The organism is Cohnella sp. GbtcB17, from assembly GCF_019091135.1.
Lineage (GTDB): Bacteria > Bacillota > Bacilli > Paenibacillales > Paenibacillaceae > Cohnella.
Map to the genome: position 1 here is coordinate 24,589 of NZ_JAGXJW010000046.1, position 24,177 is coordinate 48,765.

Here is a 24,177-nt window from a genome sequence, read left to right on the forward strand (position 1 = left end):
TACTGCTATATTGTTTAAGTGTAATTGTTACGGATAAAATAAGATTAGTATGTTGAAGCCGGCTGCGAAGCGGGCTTTCGTTATGCAATATAAGCGTAACTTTTACGATAAAGGACGAGGAGGAGAACGCAAATGGCGCTCGTGGCGATGGAGCAGGTCGTGTTCGGGTACGACGACGTACCGAGTCTGGAGGACGTGAATCTGGAGATTGGCGCAGGCGAATTCGTCGCCGTAACCGGACCGAACGGCGCATCCAAGACGACGCTGCTCCGACTCATGATGGGCCTGCTGGCCCCTTGGAAAGGCAAGATCAGCCTGGCCTCTCGAAGCGAGGGGGGCGGCAAGCTGACGATCGGTTATGTGCCACAGCAGATTGCCGCGTTCAACAGCGGCTTTCCGAGCAGCATTCTGGAGTTCGTGCGTTCCGGCCGCTATACGAAGGGCTCGTGGCTGAGAAAATTGAACGCCCGGGACCATGAGCAGACGGAGCTGGCGCTCAAGCAAGTGGGGATGTGGCATCTGCGGTACCGCAAGATCGGCGAGCTGTCCGGCGGCCAGAAGCAGCGAATCTGCATCGCGCGGGCGCTGGCGATGGAGCCGGACCTGCTCGTGCTGGACGAACCGACGACGGGGATGGACCGGGAGAGCCGGTTCGGTTTTTACGAGCTGATGAAGACGCAGACGGAGCAGTATGGTCGCACCGTCGTCATGGTCACGCACGGTCTGGACGAAGTATCGCCTTATTTGGATCGCATCATCGAGCTGGAACGGAAGGAGGATGGCAAGTGGAGATGCTGCACTACGACTTCATGCAGAGGGCATTTCTCGCCGGTGCGCTCATAGCGCTCGTCGCGTCGGCGCTCGGCGTCTACCTGATGCTTCGCAGGCAGGCGCTGATGGCCGACATGCTCTCGCATGTCTCGCTGGCTGGCATCGCAGCCGGCGCCTATCTCCACTGGAATCCGACTCTGACCGGCTTCGCCATCGCCATCGTCGGCGCGGTCGCCGTCGAATACGTCCGCCGTTCATACAAGACGTACAGCGAGATTTCCGTCGCGATCATCATGGTCGGCGGGCTATCCAGCGCGGTCATCATTATGAACCTGAACCAGAGCGTGAACAAGAGCTTCTCGTCTTACCTGTTCGGCTCGGTCGTGGCCGTCAACCGGACCGAGCTCATACTGATGCTCGCGGTGTCTGTGCTGGCCGCCTTGTTTTTCATTTTAATGCGACGCCCGCTCTATCAAATGACGTTCGATGAGGATACGGCCAAGACGTCCGGATTGCCGGTCAATTGGCTGTCGCTTGCATTCAGCGTCGTTACCGGGATGATCGTCGCCGCGGCGATGCCGATCGTCGGCGTGCTGCTTGTCTCGTCGCTTGTCGTCCTGCCTGCGGCGCTCGCCATCCGGCTCGCTTCGAGCTTCTCGTTGGCGATCCTTTTCTCGATGGCGTTCGGCCTCGGCGGCGTCTGGTCGGGACTTGCCGCCTCCTATGCCTTCAGCACGCCGCCGGGCGCGACGATCGCGCTCATCCTGCTCGCGATTCTGCTCGTCGGCATCGGCCTGAAGAAGGGTGCGCTGCGCGCGGCGAAACGCAGGAGCAGGCAGGGCCATGCCGAGGGCGCCCCGGACGCGCCGTACGAGGCTGCGCGTTTCAGCAGCTCGGCGCGCGTCGCCGACAAGGGGGAGTCGCGCGGATGAAAACGATTCTGGCCAAGGCGGCGCTGTCCTCGCTGGCCGTGTCGATGCTGCTCGCGGGCTGCGGGACGAAGGGCGGGACAAATACATCGAACTCGGCCTCGGACGCAGGTGCCCATGCAGATTCGCAGCGCAAGCTTCAAGTAGCAGCCAGCTTTTACCCGATGTACGAGTTCGCCAGGCAGGTCGCCGGCGACTTCGCCGACGTGACGATGATGGTGCCGGGCGGCGTGGAGCCCCACGATTGGGAGCCGACGCCCAAGGATATGGCGCTGCTGTCCAAAGCGGACGTGTTCGTCTACAACGGCATCGTGGAGAGCTGGGCCGAGCAGGCGATCGCTAGCGCGGGAAGCGGGGATCGCGTCGAAGTCGAAGCTTCCGCGGGGCTTGAGCTGGGCGCCTCCGGCGGCGAAGTGTCGTCAGACGGCGAGCAAGAGGGCATGGATCCGCACGCGTGGCTGAGTCCCGTGCTTGCACAGCGGGAAGTCGAGCATATCCGGGACGGCTTGTCCAAAGCCGATCCGGCGCACGCTGCCGACTATGAAGCGAACGCCAAAGCCTACATCGCCAAGCTCCAGCAGCTCGATGCGGACTACCGCGCTGTGCTCGGGCAAGCCAAGCAGAAGACGTTCGTGACGCAGCACGCCGCATTCGGCTACCTGGCCCGCGAATACGGACTGACGCAGCTTGCGATCTCCGGCCTGTCTCCGGATCAGGAGCCGACGCCCGCGCAGATGGCCTCCGTCGTGAAGGAGGTCAAGTCGCTCGGCATTTCGACGATCTTTTTCGAGGAGCTCGTCGACCCCAAAGTTGCGGAGACGATCGCGAGAGAGACCAGCGCGAAGACGGATGTGCTTAATCCGATCGAGGGGCTGACGAAGGACGACAAGGCGCAGGGACTCGACTATATCGGCTTGATGAAACGGAATTTGGCCGCGCTCGAAAAAACGTTTAACGCGTGACTCGCGCAGCGCGCCTAAATATGACGACCGAAGCCCCGGGCATCCCGGGGTTTTTACTTGTTGATGCGGGCACATCGCGCCCAGGGAGCAACAATGGATGCTCCGTTAAACTGACCGATCAGTTCAGTTTGTGATCCATTGGCGAATTCGGTACAATATAGGAAACGCTAGTAATCTGAAAACGGAGCGTGGAACATGCCGGAGTTCGAACGCGATTTATCCAAGTACGCCGAGCTGATCGTAAAGATCGGCGCTAACGTGCAGCAAGGCCAGGACGTCTACGTCTCCAGCCAGATCGAAGGCGCGCCGCTCGCGCGTCTCGTCGTGGAGCACGCCTACAAGGCCGGGGCGGCCAACGTCGTCGTGGACTGGGCGGACGATGCGCTTACCCGCCTGAAGTACGACCATGCCGCAGACGAAGTTTTTACGCAGTTTCCCGAATGGGAGAAGCTGCGCCGCAACGAAGTCGTCGAACGCGGGGGCTGCTTCATTTTCCTTAACTCGTCCAATCCCGACCTGCTGAGCGGCGTCGATCCCAAAAAGATCGGCAGCTATCAGAAGGCCTCCGGCGAAGCGCTAGCCGTGTATCGGCAGGCGACGGCGTCCGACAAGATCGCCTGGACGATCGCGGCCGGCGCGACCAAGGCATGGGCGGCCAAGGTATTCCCGGGCGAGTCCATGGAGGTGTCAGTCCGCAAGCTGTGGCAGGCGATCTTCGATGCCGTCCGTCTGCACGCGGACGATCCGGTAGAAAATTGGCGCGCGCACGACGCGAATTTGCAGGCGCGAGCCGCCTGGTTGAACGAACAGCGATTCGACAAGCTGCGCTACCGGGCGCCGGGCACGGACCTGACGATCGGTCTGCCGAAAGGTCATTTGTGGATGACGGCTGGAGGCACGAGACCGGATGGCGTCGGCTTTATGAAAAACATGCCGACCGAAGAGGTGTTCACGGTGCCTCACCGCGGCGGCACCAGCGGGTATGTGAGCAGCTCGAAGCCGCTCAGCTACAGCGGCACGCTCATCGACCGCTTCAAGCTGACGTTCGAGAACGGACGCATCGTCGGCGTCGAGGCCGAAGAGGGCGAGGAGATCCTGCGTCAGATCGTCGAGACCGACGAAGGCTCGCATTACCTCGGCGAAGTCGCGCTCGTCCCGCATCGGTCGCCGATCTCGAACGCGAACATTTTGTTTTACAACACGCTGTACGATGAGAACGCGTCCAACCACCTGGCGATCGGACTCGGCTTCCCGTTTACGCTCGAAGGCGGCAAGACGATGTCGCCCGAGGCGCTGCGCGAGGCAGGCGTCAACGCGAGCGTCGTGCACGTCGACTTCATGATCGGAAGGGCCGACATGGACATCGACGGCATTCGGGCGGACGGCACGGCGGTGCCGGTGTTCCGCGGCGGGAATTGGGCGGACTGACGTTTTCGAGGCCTACCATTTACGAACGAGACGGAGGATGATCTTGTGGAACCATTCGAGCAGCAGCTGGCCCGGTACGCGGAGCTGATCGTCAAGGTCGGCGCGAACGTCCAGCAAGGACAGGAAGTTTTTATCGTCAGCCAGATCGATAATGCGCCATTGACGCGACTCGTCGCCGCGGCTGCCTACGAGGTAGGCGCGTCCAACGTCCACGTAGACTGGAGCGACGACAAGGTGTCCCGCCTCAAGTACGATCATGCGGCGCCCGAAGTTTTTCGCGCGTTCCCGTCTTGGGAGACGCTTAAACGCAATCAACTCGTCGAAAAGGGCGCCTGCTTCATCTCGTTCGTCTCATCCGGGCCGGACGTGCTGAAGGGCGTCGACCCGCAGCGGATCGGCGATTATCAAAAAGCGGCGGGCGCGGGGCTCGCCGAATTCCGCAGGGCGATTCAATCCGACAAGGTCGCCTGGACGGTCGCCGCGGCGGCTTCGAACGATTGGGCGCAAAAAGTGTTTCCCGGCGACGCGCCGGAGATCGCGCTTAGCAAGCTGTGGCTGGCCATTTTTGACGCGGTGAGGCTGCACGCGGACGATCCGGTAGCGGCATGGCGCGAGCACGATCGCCTCCTGCACGGCAAGGTCGATTGGCTGAACGGCCTGCGTCTGCGCGAGCTGCGCTACAAGGCCGCGGGCACGGATCTGACGGTCGAGCTGCCGGATCGTCACCTGTGGGTCGGCGCTTCGAGCGTGACGCCGGAGGGCGTCAGCTTTATGGCGAACATGCCGACCGAGGAAGTATTCACGGCGCCGAAGCGCGACGGCGTGAACGGCTATGTGAGCAGCACGAAGCCGCTCAGCTACGCCGGCAACATCATCGACCGGTTCAAGCTGACGTTCGCGCTCGGGCGGATCGTCCAGGTTGAGGCCGAGGAAGGCGAAGAGATATTGAGGCAGCTCGTCGAGACCGACGAAGGCTCGCATTATCTCGGAGAGATGGCGCTCGTTCCGCATCGCTCGCCGATTTCGGAGTCGAACATTTTGTTCTACAACACCTTGTTCGACGAGAATGCGTCCAACCACTTCGCCATCGGCAGCGGCTACGCCTTTAACGTCAAGGGCGGCAAGACGATGTCCCCGGAAGAGCTGGCGGCAAGCGGCGTCAATACGAGCATCACGCATGTCGACTTCATGATCGGGTCGGCCGAGATGGACATCGACGGCGTTCTTGCGGACGGCACGGTCGTGCCTATTTTCAGAAACGGCAATTGGGCGTAGAAATCGGCCAAACGCAAAACGGGACGAAGCAGGGAAATCCGCTGCTTCGTCCCGTTTTGCTGCCTCGGCTTAACGTTCGTCTTCGAAATCCGAATTGTCGGATTCGGACCAGCCATCCTGCCCCCGCTTCCTGCTTCCGAACCACAGCAGCAGGCCGATCAGAATAAAAGCGGTCAACGCGAGCAGCGGAATCGTAATGACGCCGAACCAATCCAAGTAATCTTCATTGCACGGAACGCCGACCGTGCAGGGGAGGATGCTCGCCATGCCCGGCACCTTTTGCTCGCCGTAGTGATAGAGCGAGATCAGCCCGCCGATCGCGATCAGCGGCGCGACGTAGCCGACGATGCGCCGGTCGCCGCGGATAGCGGCGCGGCCGAGCAGCAGCACGAGCGGGTACATGAATATGCGCTGCAGCCAGCACAGCTTGCAGGGCGCGTAGCTAAGCACCTCGCTCATGTACAGACTGCCGCCGGTGGCGACAAGCGAGACGACCCATGCCAGGTACAGGAAGTTAGCCCGGATAAACGAGCGCATCGCTAAAGTGTCCCCCTTAGGAAGCCGAGGCGGAAGCGGTTGCGGACGAAGCGGCCGGCGCTTCCTGCGTCTCCTTCAGCGCCTTCTCGATCTCGGCTTTCAGATTGTTGTAGTTAAGCGCCTGGTCATCGGACAGCTTTTTGCCGTTCAGGACAAGCGTCGGGGTGCCGCCAAAGTTGTTGTCGTGCGCGATCTTGTTGTGCTTGTCCACTTCGGCCTTGTATGTAGCGTCGTCGATGTCTTTTTTGAGCTTGTCAAAGTCGAGCTTCAGCGACTTGTCCTTCGCCAGCTTGACGAGGAAGTCCGAAGTCGCCCATGTCGCGCTCTCGGCGCCTTGATTCTCGTAAACGGCATGATAAAATTTCCAGAACTCGTCGTTGTTCTGATGGTAGACCGCCTGCGCGGCGAGCGCCGCGGTACGCGAATCCGTCTGCGGGCTGATGATCGTGAAGTTCATGAAGCTGAGCGACATTTTGCCGGTATCGATAAAGTCCGCTTTTAGTTTCGGATAAATCTCATCGTTGAAAAATTTGCAGGTAATGCATTTGAAGTCGCCGAACTCGACGAGCTTCACCGGCGCATCGGCCTGGCCGATCGTGGGCATCGTATCGTAATCGAAATTCAAATCCTCGGGCTGAGGTCTGAAAACGATCGCCAGCACGATGATCGCCACGGCGGCCACGACCGTCGTCCAAACCCAGATTCGCGACTGCTTGCGCCTTTTGCGCGCCAGCTCTTCTTTTTTAAGCCTTTCCTCTTTCTTGCGCTGTGCCTTGTCCAATGAGTTCGACCCCTTCGTGACGGATGAATATTCATCGCAATTTCGGCGACCCTGAAGGTCGCGCTTCTCTCTATTATAGAAGTCCGAGAGTCAAACGACAAATCGTAGTTTTGGAGACGGCAAATAAAAGCCGTTCCGGGCGAAGCGGGGGACGCGGCATCCGAAGCTTCGCGGCTGAACGGCTTTTTGGGGTAGAGCCGTAAAACTGAAGGGCTTTCAGCGGCCCAGCAGGCCGGACAGCAGGTTTTGCAGTCTTTCCAGAAGCCGCTGCTCGACGACGTCGGGCCGGCCTGTGTTTTGTACATCGGTTTGTGCGCTTTGATCGGGCGCGGCCGGAGCCGCTTTTTTGCCTGCGGCCGCTTCGACGGCCGCGCTAACGTCGATCTGGCCGTAGCCGAATTCCGCGTCCTTGCCGGCTGCGCCGAGATCTCTTGCGGTTTTGCCGAGCAGATCCGCGACCCGGTCGTTCGTCAAGCTGCCGTTCGCCGCCAGCATGAGCGAAGCGAGCGCCGAAACGTGCGGCGTCGCCATCGACGTGCCGGACAGCGCCGCATACCGGCTGCCGGGATACGTGCTGGCGATGGAGGTGCCCGGCGCGGCCACGTCGATATAGTCGCCGTAGTTCGAGTACGGCGCCCGCAGCTCGTCGGAGCCGGTGGCGCCGACGGCGACGACCTCGGGATAGGCGGCCGGGTAGCCGGGCCGATCCGTGTTGTCGTTGCCGCTGGCGGCGACGACGAGCACGCCTTTATCGTGCGCGTACTTGATCGCGTCGTGGAGGAACTGGGCCTCCGCATAGTTGCCGAGGCTTAGATTGATGACGTTCGCGCCGTGGTCCGCCGCCCAGATAATGCCTTCGGCGACGGAGTAGGTCGTGCCGGCGCCGGAGTTGTCCAGCGCCTTGACCGGCATCACCTTCGTGTACCAGGTCATGCCCGCGACGCCTTCGTTGTTGTTCACCTCGGCGGCGATAATGCCGGCCACATGCGTGCCGTGGCCGACGTCGTCCTCGGGCTGCGCCGAAGGGTCCACGATATTCGTGCCTTTCACCAACCGCCCCTTCAGGTCCGGGTGGTCGAGCTGGACGCCGGTATCGACGACGGCGACGACGATGTCCTGCTTGCCGCGGGTGACGTTCCAGCCCCGCTCCGTCGCGATCTCGGGCAGGTTCCACTGGTATTGCCCGTACAACGTATCGTTGGGGACGATGTCGGTCTGGAGCGGACTGTCCGCACCGAGAGCGGTCATAAGTCCGGCAGGCTTGCCGTCGTTGGTCAAGTACAGGTAATGCGGTTCCGCAAAGACTGGATTCCAATGCTTTTTAAAATAGTCGATTAATTGTGCGGTCTGCAGCGTCTTCGAGCGGAACACGTAAGTCTGCCTGCGATGCTCGCGGGCGACCGACAGGTCTAACGTTTTGCGCAGCTGAAGCAGCTCCCGCGACGCGAGCTGGCGCCGCAGCTTGACGACGACTTCGTTGACGGCATAATGACTCGCGTTGCCGTTGGCGTCGCCGGACGACACCTGCTTGTCCTTCAGCCTGCCGGGCTCCGTCGCCTGGGTTCTGAACCGGCCGTTGTCGGGATACGGCACGAGCCGCAGGTTGCGGCGCTGATGCTTGCCGACTTCGTCGACGGCGTCCGCATGGATGACGGCGACGAGACCGCCGCTTCCGCGCCTGGCAGGCACCGCGAGCACGTAGCCGCTGTCGCCGTGGACCGGCAGAGCGGCGGATTCGTAGCTTCGTCCTTGGCGTACCGCGGACACGCCCTCCTGCCACGCTTTTTGAACCTTTCGATCGTATCGCGCCAGCTTATCGCCGACGGCGGCGTCCGAAGAGCCGGCAGAGCCCGACGTCCAGACCATGGCTTCAAAGTGCGGGTTGGCGGACAGCATGTCGTTCATCAAAGCTCTTTTTCGAGCGTCGGACAAAGGGCGCGAGCCGGACTTGGCAGCCGCTGCCGCGAGCTTGCGCATATCGCTGCTGCATTCGATTCGGCACAGCATGCCGGTCGTCTCCATATCCCGCTTAACGGTGCCGAGCTTTTGGGCGTGCTCTTCCTTGGCCGCAGCCTCGTAACGGCTCTCTGGACCGGAAGCAGACGGGGACGGGGGCGAAGCGCGGTGCTGACCGCCGGGATGAGGCACGACGAGCGGCACGGCCAGGACGGCCACGGCGACGGTGAATAACAATCCGATGATCGCATATCGGCGGCGCATGGGCGGATCGACTCCTTTGGCATGTAGGGGCGAACGCGATGGTGTCGGTTCGTCTCCTTATGTAGGCTTTGATACGGGGCAAAAATTATACGGGGGAATTGCGGCGTCGCAGTACCGTTCGGGGGCGATTTATGATACGATAGAGGCATTGCGTCTCTCGGGAACTCTGTGAGGCGCCCCATGCATGTGCATAATGGAAAGGGGAAAGCAATTTATGCCATCCGCCAACGTGAAGGCGTTAGCCGAGTCCAGCCGCGACAAACTGAAAGCGGCCATCGATCCACTTGAGACCTTCCTGAACGGACACGCGCTCCCGCAGTTGGTTGCCGAAGATAACACCGAATCGTTTTACGCCGGACTGCTGTCCGATCTCCGCCACCTGCTCGTTTTTTCCGAGGTATCCTACGAGAAGCTGGGCGCGCTGCTGCGCCGGCCGAACTTCGACGAGAAGGCCGCCGAGCGTTCGCTGTACGAGGTTTATCATTATTGCGTTAACGCCTTTTTTTATCCAAAAAACGAAGGCTATTCCGAAGACGGCCGTTACGCGTACACCGGCCAGGATGCGATTCGCTTCCGCGCCAAGCCCGTACGTGCGGCGCGCGATCTCGTGCTTGGCGTATCGCGGGTGTACGAGGAGCTTCGGGAAGACCTTGCTTATTATGAGAGCGAATACCTGATTCAATGCCGTTTGCAGTCCAAATAAGGCCAAGCAAGCCTGCACATTCCTAACCGCCGCCCGCATGCGCCGGCCGTTCACGGCCAGACTAAGCGGCGGAGGTGATTTCCGTTATGCCTAATGGCGTAGCCTGCAGCGTCAGCAATTGCGTGTTCTGGGACAAGGGCAACCGGTGCGGCGCCGAAGAGATCGCCATCGAGATCGACGCGCACGCCAAGGCCGACTGGAACGAAGAGTTCGCGGACGAGTCGTTCGCCGATCACCAAGACCGAGCCGCCAGCTCGAAGAGCACCTGCTGCCTGACCTTCAAGCCGCATTCCTAATCTTACGTTTTCGCCGATCGCCGTCCGCGCCGGGTTGTCCGGAGCGGACGGCGATTGCGCTTGTGCAGCATTATTCGCCGCGTTATGCTGGTCGTTCGCCGCGAAGTGTTGTACAATGAAAAGGCAAAATGTCGAATAAAAGGGCGGATTCGTCAATGACATATATTAACGGCATCACGGGCAATTCTGTCGACCCGCGCATGTTGAAGCAGCTTTTGCTTGCGCAGCTTTCTTCAGGCATCGATCCGTTCGCGGGGAGCGCGGACGCGGTCACCTCGGGCGCCGGGGACGACAATTTGTTCACCCAGCTGCTCGCCCAGTACATGGGCGGCACGGGCGCATTCGGGAGCGGCGATACTTCTGCGCCGGCCGCCGCATCCGATTTTGCGAGTATCGCTCTGCCGTCTATGAACGCCGTATCCGGCGGGACGGGCCTCGCGTCATCCCTGCTAAATGCCCGTTCGAATGCGACGAGCGTTCTGAACAGCGTCGAGCCGGACGGCGCGGGCGAGTTCGCGGCGGACGCGAGCGCATCCACGTCGGCTTACGACGGTTTGATCCGGGCCGCCGCTGCGCGCTACGGGATCGATCCCGCGCTGATCAAGGGCGTCATCCAGACCGAGTCCTCTTTTAACCCGACCGCAGGCTCGTCGGCAGGCGCCAAAGGGCTTATGCAGCTGATGGATAGCACCGCGGCGGGCCTCGGCGTCCATGATTCGTTCGATCCTGCGCAAAATATCGACGGCGGCAGCCGTTACCTGTCTTACCTGCTGCGCAAGTACGACGGCAGTGAGATGACCGCGCTTGCCGCCTACAACGCAGGGCCGGGACGCGTCGACCGCATTGGCCTGCGCACCGACGAGGACGTGGCGGCTCGACTGTCCGAGCTGCCGGCAGAGACGCAGGCGTATATCGGCAAAGTGCTGTCGGCGCGCAGCGGCTGGACGCTGCCGTAAGCGACGGCTCACCAGATTACTGAGCGCTGACGCGAGAAGGGGATCAGGGCGGCTTCGTGCCGCCCTTGGTCTTTTTCTTTGTTTGCGGCAAAGAAAGGAAATATGCTATTGAAAACCTATTACTTCGATCATAGCGCTTCGACGCCGCCCTATGAATCCGTTATCCGTACGGTCGCCGAGCTGATGGCGGAGCACTATGCGAATCCTTCGGCGCTTCATCGGGCCGGCACCGATGCCGGCAAGCTGGTCGAGCGCGCCAGATCGGCCGTCGCCGCGCTGCTCGGCGCGGCGACGGCCGAGGTCGTCTTTACGTCAGGCGGCACGGAGAGCAACAATCTGGCATTAAAGGGCATACTGGGGCAGACGGGCCGCAAGGGCAAGCACCTGATCACGACGGCGATCGAGCATTCCTCGGTGCATGCGACGGCCAGGCAGCTCGAGAGCGAGGGCGTTCGCGTCACCTATCTGATGCCCGATGCCAACGGCCGGGTCAGCCCTGCGGAAGTCGCCGCAGCCATAGCCGAGGATACTGTGCTTGTGAGTGTCATGCACGTCAACAACGAGACGGGCGCGCTTCAGCCGATCGACGAGATCGGCGAGCTGCTCCGCGGCCATCCGCGCATCCGGTTCCATGTGGACGGCGTACAGGCGGTCGGCAAGGTGCCATTCGACTGGGCGCGGTCACGCGTGGATCTGTACAGCGCGTCGGCACACAAGTTCAGAGGGCCGAGAGGCGCCGGCTATTTGCTCGTGCGCGAAGGGCTGAAGCTTCGCCCGCTGCTCGCGGGCGGCGGCCAGGAGAGCGACATTCGCAGCGGCACGCACAATTTGCCGGGCATCGTAGGCATGGCGCAGGCGCTTCGCCTCGCCCTCGAATCGATGCCGGAGCGGCGCGCGCGCATGTACGAGCTTAGGCGCAGGCTGATAGACGCCGTGTGGGACATTCCCGAGCTCGTGCTCAACAGCCCCGCGGACGCCGACCTCGCCTCCCCGCAGATCGTCAACCTTTCTTATCCGGGGATGCGGCCGGAAGTGCTGCTTCATATGCTCGAAGAACACGGCGTGCTCGTATCGACACAATCGGCCTGCTCGTCCAAGAGCCTGAAGCCGAGCCGCATCCTGATGGCGATGGGACTGGGCGAAGCGAGGGGAGCCGGGAGCATCCGGGTCAGCTTCGGCGACGAGCATGACACCGGGGATATCGATACGCTGGCCGAGCGGCTGCGGATAACCGTAGCCAAGCTGAAGCCGCTGGAAAGGGACTAGACGATGAATTTTGATTATTTGCTCGTTCGGTTGGGCGAGCTCACGCTCAAGGGACGCAACCGCGGCAAGTTTGAATCGCTTATGCTCGGCAAGATCAAGCAGGCGCTGGCGGAATACCCGGAGCTGACGTACGAGAGCTCGTTCGGCCGCGTATATATTAAGTTGAATGGGGCGGACGGTTCGCTCGTCCTGTCCAGATTGACCGACGTGTTCGGGATCTGGACGATCAGCCCGGTGTTAAAGGCGAAGCACGATCTCGAAGAGATTCGCAAGGCTGCGCTGACCGTCATGGACGCGCACCGGCCGGTGCCTTCGACCTTCAAAATGAGCGTGAAGCGCGCCTGGAAGGCATTCCCGCACGATTCGATGGAAATGAACCATCTGGTCGGCGCCCATGTGCTGCGCAACACCCCGTCGCTTCGGGTGGACGTGCGCGAGCCGGACGTCGAGCTGCGGCTGGACATCCAGCAGCAGGGCGTCTTCGTCTACTGCACGGTCGTGCCCGGTGCTGGGGGATTTCCGCTCGGCATGAACGGCAAGGCGATGCTGCTGCTGTCCGGCGGCATCGACAGCCCCGTAGCCGGCTGGACCGCGATGCGCAAAGGGCTGGAGATCGAAGCCGTGCATTTCCACAGCTACCCGTTCACGAGCCAGCAGGCGACGGATAAGGTCGTCGCTTTGGCCCAGCGGCTGGCCTACTACGGCGGGCGCATCAAGCTTCATCTCGTGCCGTTCACCGAGCTGCAGACGCTGCTGGCGCAGCAGAAGCAGGATCACTTGATCATTACGCTGATGCGGAGGTCGATGCTGAGAATCGCGGAGCGCCTCGCGGAACGGTCGGGCGCGCTCGCGCTTGTCACGGGCGACAGCCTCGGCCAGGTGGCCAGCCAGACGCTGGGCAGCATGAACGTCATCGGGCGGACGGCTTCGCTGCCGCTGCTTCGGCCGCTCGTCATGATGGACAAGCTCGAGATCATCCGGATCTCCGAGCGGATCGGTACGTACGAGACGTCCATTTTGCCCTACGAGGATTGCTGCACGCTGTTCGTGCCCAAATCGCCGGCTACCAATCCGAACTTGCGCGTCGTCGAAGGCATCGAGCACACGCTCGGCGAGCAGCTCGAGCGTCTGGTGGCCGAGGCGGTGGCGGGGACGGAGACGGTCGTCATGACGGCGCAGGGAAAGGAAGACAAACATCCGCAGGCAGCGCCTGAGGATAGGTGGTTTTAAGCAAGATGAACAAAAGCCTATGCGGGCCTGTTGTCGCCCCGCATAGGCTTATTTTTTATTCTAAAAAAAAGAGCCGGGCCCGGGCGGGTTCGGCTCATCAATTCGATAACGTTAAGGCGTATTCGGAGACTTCAGCTTGCGGGCTGCGTTTTTGCGGTTTTTGGCGGCGTTGCTCCAGATGCCGAGCGCCAGCACCGCGATAACGATGACGATGATGAACGACCAGTTCGTCGGGTCGTTGTCGAACAGCTGCTCGAACTTCTTCTCGTGGGTGATCATCTTAGCCGCGGTATACGCCAGAACCGCAGAGCCGATATAGATGATCCACGGGAATCGTTTGATCAAATTGACGAAAAGCGTACTGCCCCATACGACGATCGGGATGCTGATGAGCAACCCGAGGATGACCAGCAGCGTACTGTGATCCGCTGACTCGCCGCCGGAAGCGGCGCCCGCGACGGCGATAACGTTGTCGAGGCCCATCGCGGCGTCGGCGATGACGATCGTGCGGATGGCGCTCCATAGACTGTTGCCGGCTTCGACATGCTCGTGCGATTCTTCCTGGACGAGCAGCTTGTAGGCAATCCAGATGAGCACGACGCCGCCGACGGCGAGCAGAAACGGTATTTTAAGCAAATATACGATCAGCAGCGTCGCGATCACCCGGATGATGACGGCGCCGGCCGTTCCCCACAAAATCGCCTTTTTCTGGCTCGCCTTGGGCAAATTCCGCGCAGCCAGGCCGATCACGATCGCGTTGTCTCCCGCGAGCATCAGGTCGATCAGGACGATCGTGATCAAAGCGGTAAAAAATTCGGCGTTCAAAAAATCCATTTCCGACCCTCCAGCGTTGAATTGATAAACGGTTATACGGCGAGCGGACGAGAAGGATTCAAAAAAATGCCGCGCCGACTCCTTTCATATTAACACGGGCCTGTACATATAACAGGGGGAGGGGGTGCGCTCCATGGATTTGTGGGGTCAAATGGTCGTGTTCGCGCAAATCGTGCTCATTAATCTGCTGCTCAGCGGCGACAACGCCGTCGTAATCGCCATGGCCGGACGAAGGCTGCCGCCCGCACAGCGGCGGCGCGCCGTATGGTGGGGGGCGGCCGCAGCCGTGCTGCTTCGGTGCGCGCTCACCGTGCTTGCCGCTTTGCTGCTCGACATCCCTTATTTGCAGACGGCCGGCGCCGTTCTGTTATTCGTGATTGCCTACAAGCTGCTGACGGACCATAAGGAAGAGATAAGCGCCGGCGCGGGCGCGATCACGCTCGCGGGCGCCGTATGGACGATCGTGGTTGCCGACTTCGTCATGAGCTTGGACAACGTGCTCGCCGTCGCCGCCGTCGCCGGCGGGGATACGGCGCTGCTTTTGATCGGCATCGCCATGAGCATACCTATCATTATTTGGGGTAGCTCGTTTATTATGCATCTGCTTGACCGGTATCCTTTTCTTTTGTATGCGGGCGGCGCGCTGCTGGCCTATGCAGCCTGCGAAATGGCGCTGAAGGACAAGGGACTCGAACCGCTTTTTGCGCCACTCAGCGAGAACGGATTGCGGGCGCTGCCCTTCGCGGCGGTGGCCGCGCTTCTGTCCGCGGCGCTATGGATGAAGCGCAGAGGCCGCGTCCATTCGTGACAGCATTGTGGCTTTTCAACTTTTTTAAAGGTGTCGAACTAGTTTTTTACCCCGACTTCCATTAAACTGTTAGATAAAAGAAACGAATTTCGTTCGTTCGCATCAGACAAGCGAAGTGGGGGAGACGCGTTGAACAAGCAATCCGCCGCGGTCGGAATTTGGATTTTGGCTGCGGGATTGATCATTTTGCTCGGCAAGCTGGGCGTCTTTTCATTTATCGGAGCGATATTTTGGCCGATCCTGATATTAATTGTCGGCATATTGCTGCACGTGCTTTTTTTCGGCGGCATCGTGCCGGCCGTCACGCTGGTGCCCGCCGGCATTCTGACCGGTTCGTCGCTCCTGCTCATGATCGGCAATTGGTTCGGCTGGGGATCGATGCGGTATCTATGGCCGCTCTTTTTGCTGTCGATCGCGATCGGCTTGTACGAATACGCCGTATTCGGCGTCGGCAAGAACCGCACGGTATGGAATGCGGCGATGGGCATCGGCGCCCTTTCGCTCCTGTTGTTCGCCATCATGCTGCTGTGGACGTGGGCCATTTACCTGCTCGCCGCCGCCTTGATCGGATTCGGGGTCTGGCTCGTTCTGAGCAGGCGCAAGCCGCGAAGGCGCCGCCGTTGACGCTTTCGCCGGAGGTCGAGAAGAGAGGGTTGGCAATTGGGCCCGCTTAGCGTATAATTGAAGGGATGTAGACAACGTCGGCCTCGCGTCGGCGTTTTGTGTTGGACACGGTAAATTAGGGGCGGCCGGTTCGCGTCAGTCTAAGCGGGCTTGCCGATCGTAATGAATACAGATATAAAAATTACAAGGAGTGGAACCATGCAACAAGAACAAATCCGCAATATCGCCATTATCGCGCACGTCGACCACGGGAAAACGACGCTCGTCGACCAGCTTCTGCGCCAATCCGGCACGTTTCGCGAGAATGAGCAAGTCCAGGAGAGAGCGATGGATTCCAACGATCTCGAGCGGGAACGCGGCATTACGATCCTGGCGAAGAACACCGCCGTGCATTATAAGGATCACTTGATCAACATCGTGGATACGCCCGGACACGCCGACTTCGGCGGCGAAGTCGAACGGATCATGAAGATGGTCGACGGCGTTCTGCTCGTCGTCGACGCGTTCGAAGGCTGTATGCCGCAGACGAAGTTCGTGCTTCGCAAGGCGCTTGAGGCGGGCCTGACTCCGATCGTCGTCGTCAACAAGATCGACCGTCCGGCAGCCCGCCCGGCCGAAGTCATCGACGAAGTGCTCGAGCTATTCATCGAGCTCGAGGCGAATGACGAGCAGCTCGAATTCCCGGTTGTCTACGCTTCCGGCCTGAACGGCATCGCAAGTCTCGACGCCGGCACGCTCGGCACGACAATGGAGCCGCTGTACGAGACGATCATCGAGAAGATCCCGCATCCGACCGAAGATCAGGACGCGCCGCTGCAGTTCCTCGTGACGCTGCTCGACTACAACGAGTACCTGGGCCGCATTCCGATCGGCCGCGTCAACCGCGGCAAGATCCGCCAGGGACAACCTGTCGCCGTCCTCGACCGCGAAGGCAAGATCCGCCAGGCGCGCATCGAAAAGCTGTTCGGCTTCCAAGGCCTGAAGCGCGTCGAGATGGAAGAAGCGGCAGCCGGCGATATCATCGCGATCGCCGGTATCAAGGACGTCAACATCGGCGAGACGGTCGCCGACCCGGCGAACCCCGAGGCGCTGCCGGTGCTCAAGATCGACGAGCCGACGCTGCAAATGCGGTTCCTCGTCAACAACAGCCCGTTCGCGGGCCGCGAAGGCAAGCATGTCACCTCGCGCAAGCTGCGCGAGCGCCTGTTCAAGGAGCTTGAGACAGACGTGGCGCTGCGCGTCGACGAGACCGACAGCCCCGACGCCTTCGTCGTCAGCGGCCGCGGCGAGCTGCATCTCGGCATTCTGATCGAGAATATGCGCCGCGAAGGTTACGAGCTGCAGGTGTCGAAGCCTGAAGTTATCATCCGCGAGATCGACGGCGTCAAAAGCGAGCCGATCGAGCGGCTGCTGATCGATGTGCCTGAGGAGAGCATGGGCAACGTCATGGAGAGCCTCGGCACGCGCAAGGCCGAGATGGTCAACATGATCAACAACGGCAACGGCCAGGTTCGCTTGGAGTTTCTGATCCCGGCCCGCGGCCTGATCGGCTACCGGACCAACTTCCTGACGATGACGCGCGGTTACGGCGTCATGAATCACGCGTTCGACAGCTACGGCCCGGTCGTCGGCGGCCAGGTTGGCGGACGTCACCAAGGCGTGCTCGTCGCCAGCGAATCCGGATCGTCGACGGTATATGGCATGATGGGCGTCGAAGACCGCGGCATTATGTTCGTCGAGCCGGGCACGGATATTTACGAAGGCATGATCGTCGGCGAGCATACCCGCGACAACGACATCATCGTCAACATTTGTAAGGAAAAGGCGCTCAACAATATCCGCACGGCGAACAAGGAAGAGACGGTCAAGCTGAAGACGCCTCGCCTGATGTCGATGGAAGAAGCGCTCGAGTACTTGAACGACGACGAGCTGTGCGAGATCACGCCGAAGTCGATCCGCCTGCGCAAGAAGCTGCTGAACAAGAGCGAGCGGGACCGCTACGACAAGCAGCGCAAGATGATGGCCGAATCCGGCGTCTGATCCGGACGAACGCTTAGCAACGAGGAGGGGCGCCAGTGCAAACGTGGTTTCATGACCACCCCGTCGTATCGTACCTGCTGATCTTGGCTTTTACGATCTATATCTTTAACGCCGTCTTCAGGATGGGCAAGCTGCCGATCCTGAAGGAGATCATCGTGCATATCATCATGGCGATCGGGTGCCTCGTGCTCCTCCTGCTCCAGCTCGACAAGCTGCCGATCATTCAGTGCATGTCGGTCGCCGTCGTCATGATGCTGATGCTTCGCGGCCGCCAGATGTACGACAAATGGCGGGCCAAGCGGGGCGGCGCCGAAGCGGCCGTCAAGCGGACGGAATCCTAGAATCGAATGTGCTCCGGCGAACCCCGGGAGAGCCCGTGCTCTCCGGGATTCGCCTTTTTAATTCACGGAAGAGGTGAAGCGATGAGTTCCAACACGCCGCTGCCGCCGCGCCGCAGTTCCGGCGCCGCGAACGCAACTGTCAGGACGAATCCTCCGAAAAAGAAAAAAAAGAAATGGCCTCGTATTGTTTTTACGCTCGTACTGCTCGTCATTCTAGGGCTTGGCGCATATGCATATTCTCTGTGGAGGGAGCTTGGCGGCGCGCTCGACGACGCGTCGTCTGGTGCTTCGACGCAGACGGTGCCGTCCGAGGAGAAGGCGCAGAACAAGCCGCTGGCGTTATTGCTGCTCGGCATGGACTACCGGCCCAAGATCGGCGGCATGAACACGGACGTCGTCATGGTGGCCGCCTTCAATCCGAAGTCGAACACGGCGACGGTCGTGACGATTCCGCGGGATTCGGACCTGCAGCTGGACGGTTATTCGACGCAAAAAATCAACGCTTTTTATGCTAGATTTCATAAAAAAAGCGACGCCAAAGGCGATGAGGCTGACGCCTACGCACGCGACGAGATGAAGCAAATGCTCGGCAAGTTTTTCGACATCGACATCAAGTACGCGTCCGTGCTGAAGTTCAAAGGCTTCGTCGACATCGTCGACAAACTCGGCGGCGTCACCGTTAACGTCGACAAGGACATGCGATATGTCGACAATGCGGACGGGACCAATATCGACCTGAAGGCGGGAGAACAGAAGCTGAATGGCGAGGACGCGCTCGGCTTCGTGCGGTACCGCAAATCGAATCGGGGCACCGCGGCGTCGAGCGACTTCGAACGCAACGAGCGCCAGAGCCAGGTGCTCGGCGCCGTCGTCGACAAGATGAAGTCGTTCGGCGGCTTGACCAAGCTGGGCGGCGTCATCGACGTTGCCGGTAAAAATCTCGTGACGGACATTCCAAAAGCGCAAATCACGAACATGTTAAAAACATATTATGATATCAAGCGCGAGGACATCCGCTTCATCCCGCTCACGGGCGTCTGGAAAAGCCCTTATGTGTACCTGGACCAAAGTTCGGTGGCGGAAGCGAAGGCTGCGCTTGCCGAAGAGATGTCGCCCGAAGGCCGCGCTGCGACGCCGGCTGCGACGAACGCAGAAAAGCAATAGCCGAAGCCGCCTAAACCGCGCGAACCGGGCGGGCATCGCTTGGCCTCCCAGGGAGGCCTATGCTATACTGAGAGCAAGCGTACCCCATTGCAAAGTGCCTATGACGTTTAACCACGGTGCCAAGGGAGTGTTGCGGATGGCAGGCAGAGGCTGTAGAAGGATCGGATTCGACGTTGGCGCGGGACTGCCGTCCGTTCGTCTCGGCATGCTTGTCCCGAGCCTTTCCTACGGCTTCGGATCGCCTTCGCTTCTGCCGTCTTCGCCGTCTGCACGCCGCGGTGCGGAGCTTATATGCAATATGGACAAGAACCCAGTGACTTCACTGGGTTCTTTGCGTATTTGCGGACGTATTCGCTCGCGATCGCGCGTCCGGTCCGTTGCCGTCCGGCTGAGCGGGGGGAACGATGCTGCGCGGCACTTGGGGTACGAGCCGGCCGACGATGTCCGCCATCTCCTCGGCGAAGCCTGCGATCGGCCGGCCGCGCTTCGCGTCGGCCCGAATCTCGCGGATTCGCTGCGCCATATCCATATCGGCGGTCACGAGGGCGTCGATGCCGTACGGATCTTTGCGGAACGCCTCGGCGACGGAGTATTTGGTCGTCCCGACTCTGGAGCGCTCCATCTTCGGATCGACGTCGATGCCGACGACGGCATACTTGCCGAAAATGACGCAATTGGCGTGGCGAACGCCCTGGACGCCTTCGGCCAGCTGCTCGAGATGGCTGGCGACAGCTTTGGCGTTCGGCCGGACCGCGACGTTGCCGTCGCCGGCGGACACATCGTCTCCGGGCACACTGCGGACTTGCAGGCGGCCTTCGTCTTGCGGGGCGGGGGCGGCGTTCCGATTGCCGCATCCGGCGGCGGCCGACAGTAGAACCGAAGCCAGCAGCAGCATCAATCCGGCTTTGACCGGCTTGCGAACGTACATGCGGGAGATCACCATCCTCGTTGGGTATTCATTCTTATAAGGGGGGATGTCCGAAGTCTCTGATCAGGCTTCAAGCAAGCTCCACCACCTGGCACTATGATTCCCTGTCCCATGCGCCGGTATGTAAATCCGACACAATCCGTCTCAACCGGGAGGAACCGCCGTGAAAAAAATTTACGTGCTCGATACGAACGTGCTGCTCCATGATCCGCTCGCTTTGTTTGCCTTCGGCGCGAACGAGGTCGTCATTCCTTCGGTCGTGCTTGAGGAGATCGACTCCAAGAAGAGGCTGGCCGACGAGATCGGGCGCAACGCCCGGTTCGTGTCCAGGGAGCTCGACCGCATGCGGGAGATCGGGCATTTGCACAACGGGGTTGCTCTTGAAAACGGCGGCGTGCTGAAAGTGGAAATGAACCATCGCCGCTTCGTGCGGGTGCAGGAGCAGTTCGGGGAAATGACCAACGACAACCGCATCCTGGCGGTCGCGCTGAACTATCACCTGGAGGAGCAGGAGCAGCCCGAGTCGGCGCGCCCCGTCATCCTCGTGAGCAAGGACGTGCTCGTTCGCGTCAAGGCAGACGTGCTGGGCGTCACGGCCGAGGATTATCTGTCGGACCGGATCGCCGAAGGCACCGACCATTACACGGGCCAGGTTACACTGCATGTCCATCCGGCGCAGATCGATGAATTTTATACGTACCGGTTTTTAAGCATCAATCAGCTGGGACTCAAGCAAAAGCTCCACCCGAACGAATTCGTCATTCTTCGCGACGAGCTCGGCACGTCGAAGTCGGCGCTGCTGAAGGTGAGCCAGGACGGGGCAAGGCTCGAGCCGCTGCATCTGTCCAACGAGCCCGTATGGGGCATTACCGCCCGCAACGCGCAGCAGCGCATGGCGCTCGAGCTGCTGCTGAACGACGATATTCCGCTCGTCACGCTGACGGGGAGGGCGGGCACGGGCAAGACGCTCATTACGCTGGCTGCGGGGCTCATGAAGGTCGAGGACGAGCACAAGTACAAAAAGCTGCTGATCGCCCGCCCGGTCGTGCCGATGGGGAAGGATATCGGCTATTTGCCCGGTGAGAAGGAAGAGAAGCTGCGGCCGTGGATGCAGCCGATCTACGACAATCTGGAGTTTTTGTTCGATACGAAAAAATCGGGAGACCTGGACAAAATTCTGATGGGTCTCGGCAGCATTCAAGTCGAGGCGCTCACGTACATTCGCGGGCGTTCGATACCGGGGCAGCTCATCATCATTGACGAAGCCCAGAACCTGAGCAAGCACGAGGTCAAAACAATCGTATCCCGCGTCGGCGAGCATAGCAAAATCGTGCTGCTGGGAGATCCGGAGCAGATCGATCATCCGTATCTGGACGCGCAGAGCAACGGGCTTACGTATTTGGTGGAGAGCTTCAAGGCGGAGGGCATTAGCGGGCATGTCACGCTGGAAAAAGGGGAGCGCTCCAAGCTTGCCCAGTTGGCGGCCGAGAAGCTTTGACGGAAATCAACTTTTTGACGCCAAAGACGGGCCGGACGCGCAAATGCGTCCGGCCCGTCGCATGACTGCGCATAGCCGACTATACGTAACGGGATATCAACGCAGCTAAAGCGTTTGCAAGATAAAGGCGACAAGCCGTCCCAATCCTGCTATCATGGAACAAACGAATGTCGCCCGCGGCAGCGGGCGGAGGAAGGTGCTTAACCGTGACACGCCGGAAGTATGTCGTCGTGCTCATGCTGCTCATGTTGGCGGTTCTGCTCACTTCGCCCTGGGCTTCGGCGCCCGAGCCGGAGCTTGAGCCGGACGCCGCGCCCAAAGACCGGGAAGCGGTTGAGGAGGAGCCCGTATTCGCCGAGCAGCATGCGGACCTGACCGTTAAGATTATGCAGGACGAGGCGACGTTCCGACTGCTCGAACGGCAGTCGCAAGTTTTCGAGCGCAGCCATCCGGACATCCGCGTCCATCTGGAGCGGGACGACGAGGCCGATGCGACGAATCTGCCCGACGACTGGCACGAGCGGGCGGCGGGCGCGGACGTCGCGCTGGTTCCGAGTTTATGGGTGAAGCGAATGGCCGTTTCCGGCATGCTGATGCCGGCGGACGCGGCGTTCGAGGGCGATGCGTTGTCCGAGCAGTTCGAAGCGATCGCCGCGCCGCTCAAATGGAACGGCTACATATGGGGCGTTCCGCATCATCTGGATCCTTATGTCGTCGTATGGAATCGCGCCCGCCTGTCCGCGGCTCCGCGCCAGGACGGCAGCGCCTTGACGCTGCCGCTAGGGCCCGAAGATTGGACGGCGCTCGGATCGGAGATGGCCGGCGAAGGAAGCCGGCCATGGCTTGCCATCGACGAGCGCGATCCGGCGGCGCTCCTCACTTGGCTGGGGGCGGCGACCGGACTAAGGCCGGATCTGCTGCTCGGAGATTCGCAGGGCGCCTGGGGGACGGGACTGGGGGCGGCGCCGCTTGATGCGCTGCGCGGCACCGTCAGCCTGCGGGCGCCCGACGGCAGCGCCGCGTTCTGGCAAGCGATGGCGGCCGGGCAATACGTCGCCGCCGTCACGCGGCTATCGATCGCGGAAGCCGGCATCGCGGGCCTGGGATCCGCGGCGGCAGCCGGATTGTCCGTCGACCGCAGCGGCTGGGACAAGGCCTACGCGTTCGACGGCGGCGCCTCGTTCGTCATCGGCGCCGGCACGCAGAACGAGAGCGCGGCCAAAACGTGGATCGCGGCAATGACCGAGGCGAAGCTGCAGCTCGACAACTATGACGAGACAGGGTATTTGCCCGTATACCGTTCCGCATATGCCGATCGGCAAGGGATGCCGAATCTGACGAACAGGGGCGCGCAGCAATTTCCGAACTGGGCACCCGAGGTCGGACCCGAATGGCCGCTGCTGATGAAAAAATTCGGCCTTTATTGGACGGATTGGCGGCAGGGCAGGCTCTCTCTCTCCGACTGGCCTGCCAGATGGAGCGGGCTACTTGCCGATCTTCAGCTTCACGATTAGCTTGCCGTCCTCGAGGGACACACTGTCTGCTTTTAAATAAGCCATCACCTGCTGCGGATAGAAGCCGAGGTCGAAGTCGCGCACCAGATCGTCGCGGGTCGTGTCGGGCAGCGTCAGGCCGTTAAAGACGAGCGTATTCATATGGAACATAATGGCGTTTTTAGGGTCGTTTTCTACCGAATAGGTGCCGGTAACCGCGACTTCCATCGCGCCGCTTTTTCCTTGCAGGGATAGAAGGTTTGGCTTGAATGCAATGGTGAAGTCCTTCAAAAGGTCGCTTTGCGCGCGCAAAAAGTCGTTCAATTGCGCGTCGGTCAATGTCAGCGTCGTCGACAAGCCTTTCGTTTTTAAAGCTTCCGGGTGGTCTTGAATCCAGTCGGGCAGCTTATTCATCGCCTTCGCCAGCGCGCTGAAGTGGCGCCGCACTTCGTACAGGCCGGCGCTCTGCCAGTACGACTGCATTTCCTCCATCTGCTTGCGCGCAAGCGCGGGATCTTCGCTGCCGTCGATCGCGTTTTGAATCTCCGTCTGCAGCGCGGCCACCCGCTCGCGCTGGCTCGCAAGGTCGGCGGCCACGCGGGTCAGCTCGTCCTTGTCTTTCTTCAGCTTGTCTTGACCCTTGCGAATCTCTTCGAATTCGCGGTTGAAGTCGGCCAGCGTGCGCCGGTCGGCTTCGAAAATCGTATCCATCAAATCCCAGCTTCTGAGCAGTCCGGCGAACGATTTGAAGTTGACGAGCATCCCCAGCATCGCTTCCTTCTGACCCATATAGTAGGCACGCAGCACGCGTCCCGCTTTTTCGCGCTGCGCCGCGATCGCGATCTGGCGCTCCGCGAGCTTCGTTTCGTTTTGCGCGATCGTTCGTTCGGTCTCTTCCCTAAGACCCGAGATTCGCTCGATCTCTCTGTCGATCTCGACGACGCTGAGCCCTTTCTCGAGCAGCTGCTTGGTCGTATCGGAGAGCGGCTCCGCGAATGCCGGCGGCGGCATCGGCACGTTATTGCCGGGCAACAGCAGCATGAGAACGACGACGGCAACGGCCAACAACGCTAATCTCCGCATCGGGCCCTCC

23 protein-coding genes are annotated in these 24,177 nt (G+C 60.8%); 17 read left to right on the forward strand and 6 right to left on the reverse strand.

Features of this window, described 5'->3' with window-relative positions; genetic code table 11:
- The first annotated feature begins 132 nt into the window (after positions 1-132).
- The 5 genes from KVT38_RS23150 (at position 133) to KVT38_RS23170 (ending at position 5,365) form a co-directional block, all read left to right on the forward strand.
- On the forward strand, positions 133-843 hold the full coding sequence (locus tag KVT38_RS23150; RefSeq protein WP_217596115.1) for a metal ABC transporter ATP-binding protein: 711 nt from the start codon (positions 133-135) through the stop codon (positions 841-843).
- Positions 786-1,703 (forward strand): metal ABC transporter permease, encoded by a 918-nt coding sequence (locus tag KVT38_RS23155; RefSeq protein WP_217596116.1) that lies wholly within the window; start codon positions 786-788, stop codon positions 1,701-1,703. Before KVT38_RS23150 ends, KVT38_RS23155 begins: the two co-directional genes overlap by 58 nt.
- Positions 1,700-2,662 (forward strand): metal ABC transporter substrate-binding protein, encoded by a 963-nt coding sequence (locus KVT38_RS23160; protein WP_217596117.1) that lies wholly within the window; start codon positions 1,700-1,702, stop codon positions 2,660-2,662. The genes KVT38_RS23155 and KVT38_RS23160 overlap by 4 nt, the downstream gene beginning before the upstream one ends.
- A 195-nt stretch (positions 2,663-2,857) precedes the next feature.
- Entirely contained in the window at positions 2,858-4,090 is a 1,233-nt protein-coding gene (locus tag KVT38_RS23165) for an aminopeptidase (protein WP_217596118.1), read from the forward strand.
- A 45-nt stretch (positions 4,091-4,135) separates the two neighbouring features.
- Complete coding sequence (locus KVT38_RS23170; RefSeq protein ID WP_217596119.1) at positions 4,136-5,365, forward strand: aminopeptidase; 1,230 nt, start codon at positions 4,136-4,138, stop codon at positions 5,363-5,365.
- A 69-nt stretch (positions 5,366-5,434) separates the two neighbouring features.
- Here KVT38_RS23170 and KVT38_RS23175 read toward each other — a convergent pair whose 3' ends face one another.
- The 3 genes from KVT38_RS23175 to KVT38_RS23185 form a co-directional block, all read right to left on the reverse strand.
- A complete protein-coding gene (locus KVT38_RS23175; RefSeq protein WP_217596120.1) occupies positions 5,435-5,902 on the reverse strand; it encodes a disulfide oxidoreductase in 468 nt (155 codons plus the stop codon).
- 16 nt (positions 5,903-5,918) lie between these two features.
- The gene (locus KVT38_RS23180) at positions 5,919-6,683 is read right to left on the reverse strand and encodes a DsbA family protein (RefSeq protein WP_254639473.1); all 765 of its coding nucleotides are present in this window, start codon (positions 6,681-6,683) and stop codon (positions 5,919-5,921) included.
- Positions 6,684-6,899: 216 nt separating this feature from the next.
- Positions 6,900-8,903 carry a S8 family peptidase gene (locus KVT38_RS23185; RefSeq protein WP_217596121.1) on the reverse strand — a complete coding sequence of 668 codons (2,004 nt, stop codon included), beginning with the start codon at positions 8,901-8,903 and terminating at the stop codon, positions 6,900-6,902.
- A gap of 214 nt (positions 8,904-9,117) precedes the next feature.
- Between KVT38_RS23185 and KVT38_RS23190 the strand changes: the two genes are divergently transcribed.
- From KVT38_RS23190 to thiI, 5 genes are all read left to right on the forward strand, one after another.
- Positions 9,118-9,606 (forward strand): YpuI family protein, encoded by a 489-nt coding sequence (locus KVT38_RS23190; protein ID WP_217596122.1) that lies wholly within the window; start codon positions 9,118-9,120, stop codon positions 9,604-9,606.
- 86 nt (positions 9,607-9,692) lie between these two features.
- On the forward strand, positions 9,693-9,902 hold the full coding sequence (locus KVT38_RS23195) for a DUF1540 domain-containing protein (RefSeq protein ID WP_217596123.1): 210 nt from the start codon (positions 9,693-9,695) through the stop codon (positions 9,900-9,902).
- Between the two features lie 155 nt (positions 9,903-10,057).
- A complete protein-coding gene (locus KVT38_RS23200) occupies positions 10,058-10,858 on the forward strand; it encodes a lytic transglycosylase domain-containing protein (protein WP_217596124.1) in 801 nt (266 codons plus the stop codon).
- Positions 10,859-10,966: 108 nt separating this feature from the next.
- Positions 10,967-12,124, forward strand: coding sequence for a cysteine desulfurase family protein (locus KVT38_RS23205; RefSeq protein WP_254639474.1), 1,158 nt, complete (start codon positions 10,967-10,969; stop codon positions 12,122-12,124).
- Positions 12,125-12,127: 3 nt separating this feature from the next.
- On the forward strand, positions 12,128-13,354 hold the full coding sequence (gene thiI / locus KVT38_RS23210; RefSeq protein WP_217596126.1) for a tRNA uracil 4-sulfurtransferase ThiI: 1,227 nt from the start codon (positions 12,128-12,130) through the stop codon (positions 13,352-13,354).
- Positions 13,355-13,465: 111 nt separating this feature from the next.
- Here the strand turns inward: thiI and KVT38_RS23215 are convergent, their stop codons facing one another.
- A complete protein-coding gene (locus tag KVT38_RS23215; protein ID WP_217596127.1) occupies positions 13,466-14,188 on the reverse strand; it encodes a TerC family protein in 723 nt (240 codons plus the stop codon).
- A 133-nt stretch (positions 14,189-14,321) separates the two neighbouring features.
- Here KVT38_RS23215 and KVT38_RS23220 point away from each other — a divergent pair, with 133 nt between their 5' ends.
- The 5 genes from KVT38_RS23220 to KVT38_RS23240 all read left to right on the forward strand — a co-directional run bounded on the left by KVT38_RS23220 (position 14,322) and on the right by KVT38_RS23240 (position 19,165).
- Positions 14,322-14,996, forward strand: coding sequence for a YjbE family putative metal transport protein (locus KVT38_RS23220; protein WP_217596128.1), 675 nt, complete (start codon positions 14,322-14,324; stop codon positions 14,994-14,996).
- 129 nt (positions 14,997-15,125) lie between these two features.
- Positions 15,126-15,620 (forward strand): hypothetical protein, encoded by a 495-nt coding sequence (locus KVT38_RS23225; protein WP_217596129.1) that lies wholly within the window; start codon positions 15,126-15,128, stop codon positions 15,618-15,620.
- A gap of 198 nt (positions 15,621-15,818) precedes the next feature.
- On the forward strand, positions 15,819-17,660 hold the full coding sequence (typA, locus tag KVT38_RS23230; RefSeq protein WP_217596130.1) for a translational GTPase TypA: 1,842 nt from the start codon (positions 15,819-15,821) through the stop codon (positions 17,658-17,660).
- Between the two features lie 35 nt (positions 17,661-17,695).
- Positions 17,696-18,001, forward strand: a complete 306-nt coding sequence (locus tag KVT38_RS23235) for a YlaH-like family protein (RefSeq protein ID WP_217596131.1) — start codon at positions 17,696-17,698, stop codon at positions 17,999-18,001.
- 81 nt (positions 18,002-18,082) lie between these two features.
- The gene (locus KVT38_RS23240; RefSeq protein ID WP_217596132.1) at positions 18,083-19,165 is read left to right on the forward strand and encodes an LCP family protein; all 1,083 of its coding nucleotides are present in this window, start codon (positions 18,083-18,085) and stop codon (positions 19,163-19,165) included.
- A 319-nt stretch (positions 19,166-19,484) separates the two neighbouring features.
- Here KVT38_RS23240 and KVT38_RS23245 read toward each other — a convergent pair whose 3' ends face one another.
- Positions 19,485-20,093 (reverse strand): YhcN/YlaJ family sporulation lipoprotein, encoded by a 609-nt coding sequence (locus KVT38_RS23245; RefSeq protein WP_254639475.1) that lies wholly within the window; start codon positions 20,091-20,093, stop codon positions 19,485-19,487.
- A gap of 163 nt (positions 20,094-20,256) precedes the next feature.
- Here KVT38_RS23245 and KVT38_RS23250 point away from each other — a divergent pair, with 163 nt between their 5' ends.
- Both KVT38_RS23250 and KVT38_RS23255 read left to right on the forward strand, forming a co-directional pair.
- Positions 20,257-21,591 carry a PhoH family protein gene (locus tag KVT38_RS23250; RefSeq protein WP_217596133.1) on the forward strand — a complete coding sequence of 445 codons (1,335 nt, stop codon included), beginning with the start codon at positions 20,257-20,259 and terminating at the stop codon, positions 21,589-21,591.
- 206 nt (positions 21,592-21,797) lie between these two features.
- The gene (locus KVT38_RS23255) at positions 21,798-23,105 is read left to right on the forward strand and encodes an extracellular solute-binding protein (RefSeq protein WP_217596134.1); all 1,308 of its coding nucleotides are present in this window, start codon (positions 21,798-21,800) and stop codon (positions 23,103-23,105) included.
- Here the strand turns inward: KVT38_RS23255 and KVT38_RS23260 are convergent.
- A complete protein-coding gene (locus KVT38_RS23260) occupies positions 23,076-24,167 on the reverse strand; it encodes a coiled-coil domain-containing protein (RefSeq protein ID WP_217596135.1) in 1,092 nt (363 codons plus the stop codon). The two genes, KVT38_RS23255 and KVT38_RS23260, sit on opposite strands and share 30 nt — an antisense overlap.
- Positions 24,168-24,177 lie beyond the last annotated feature (10 nt).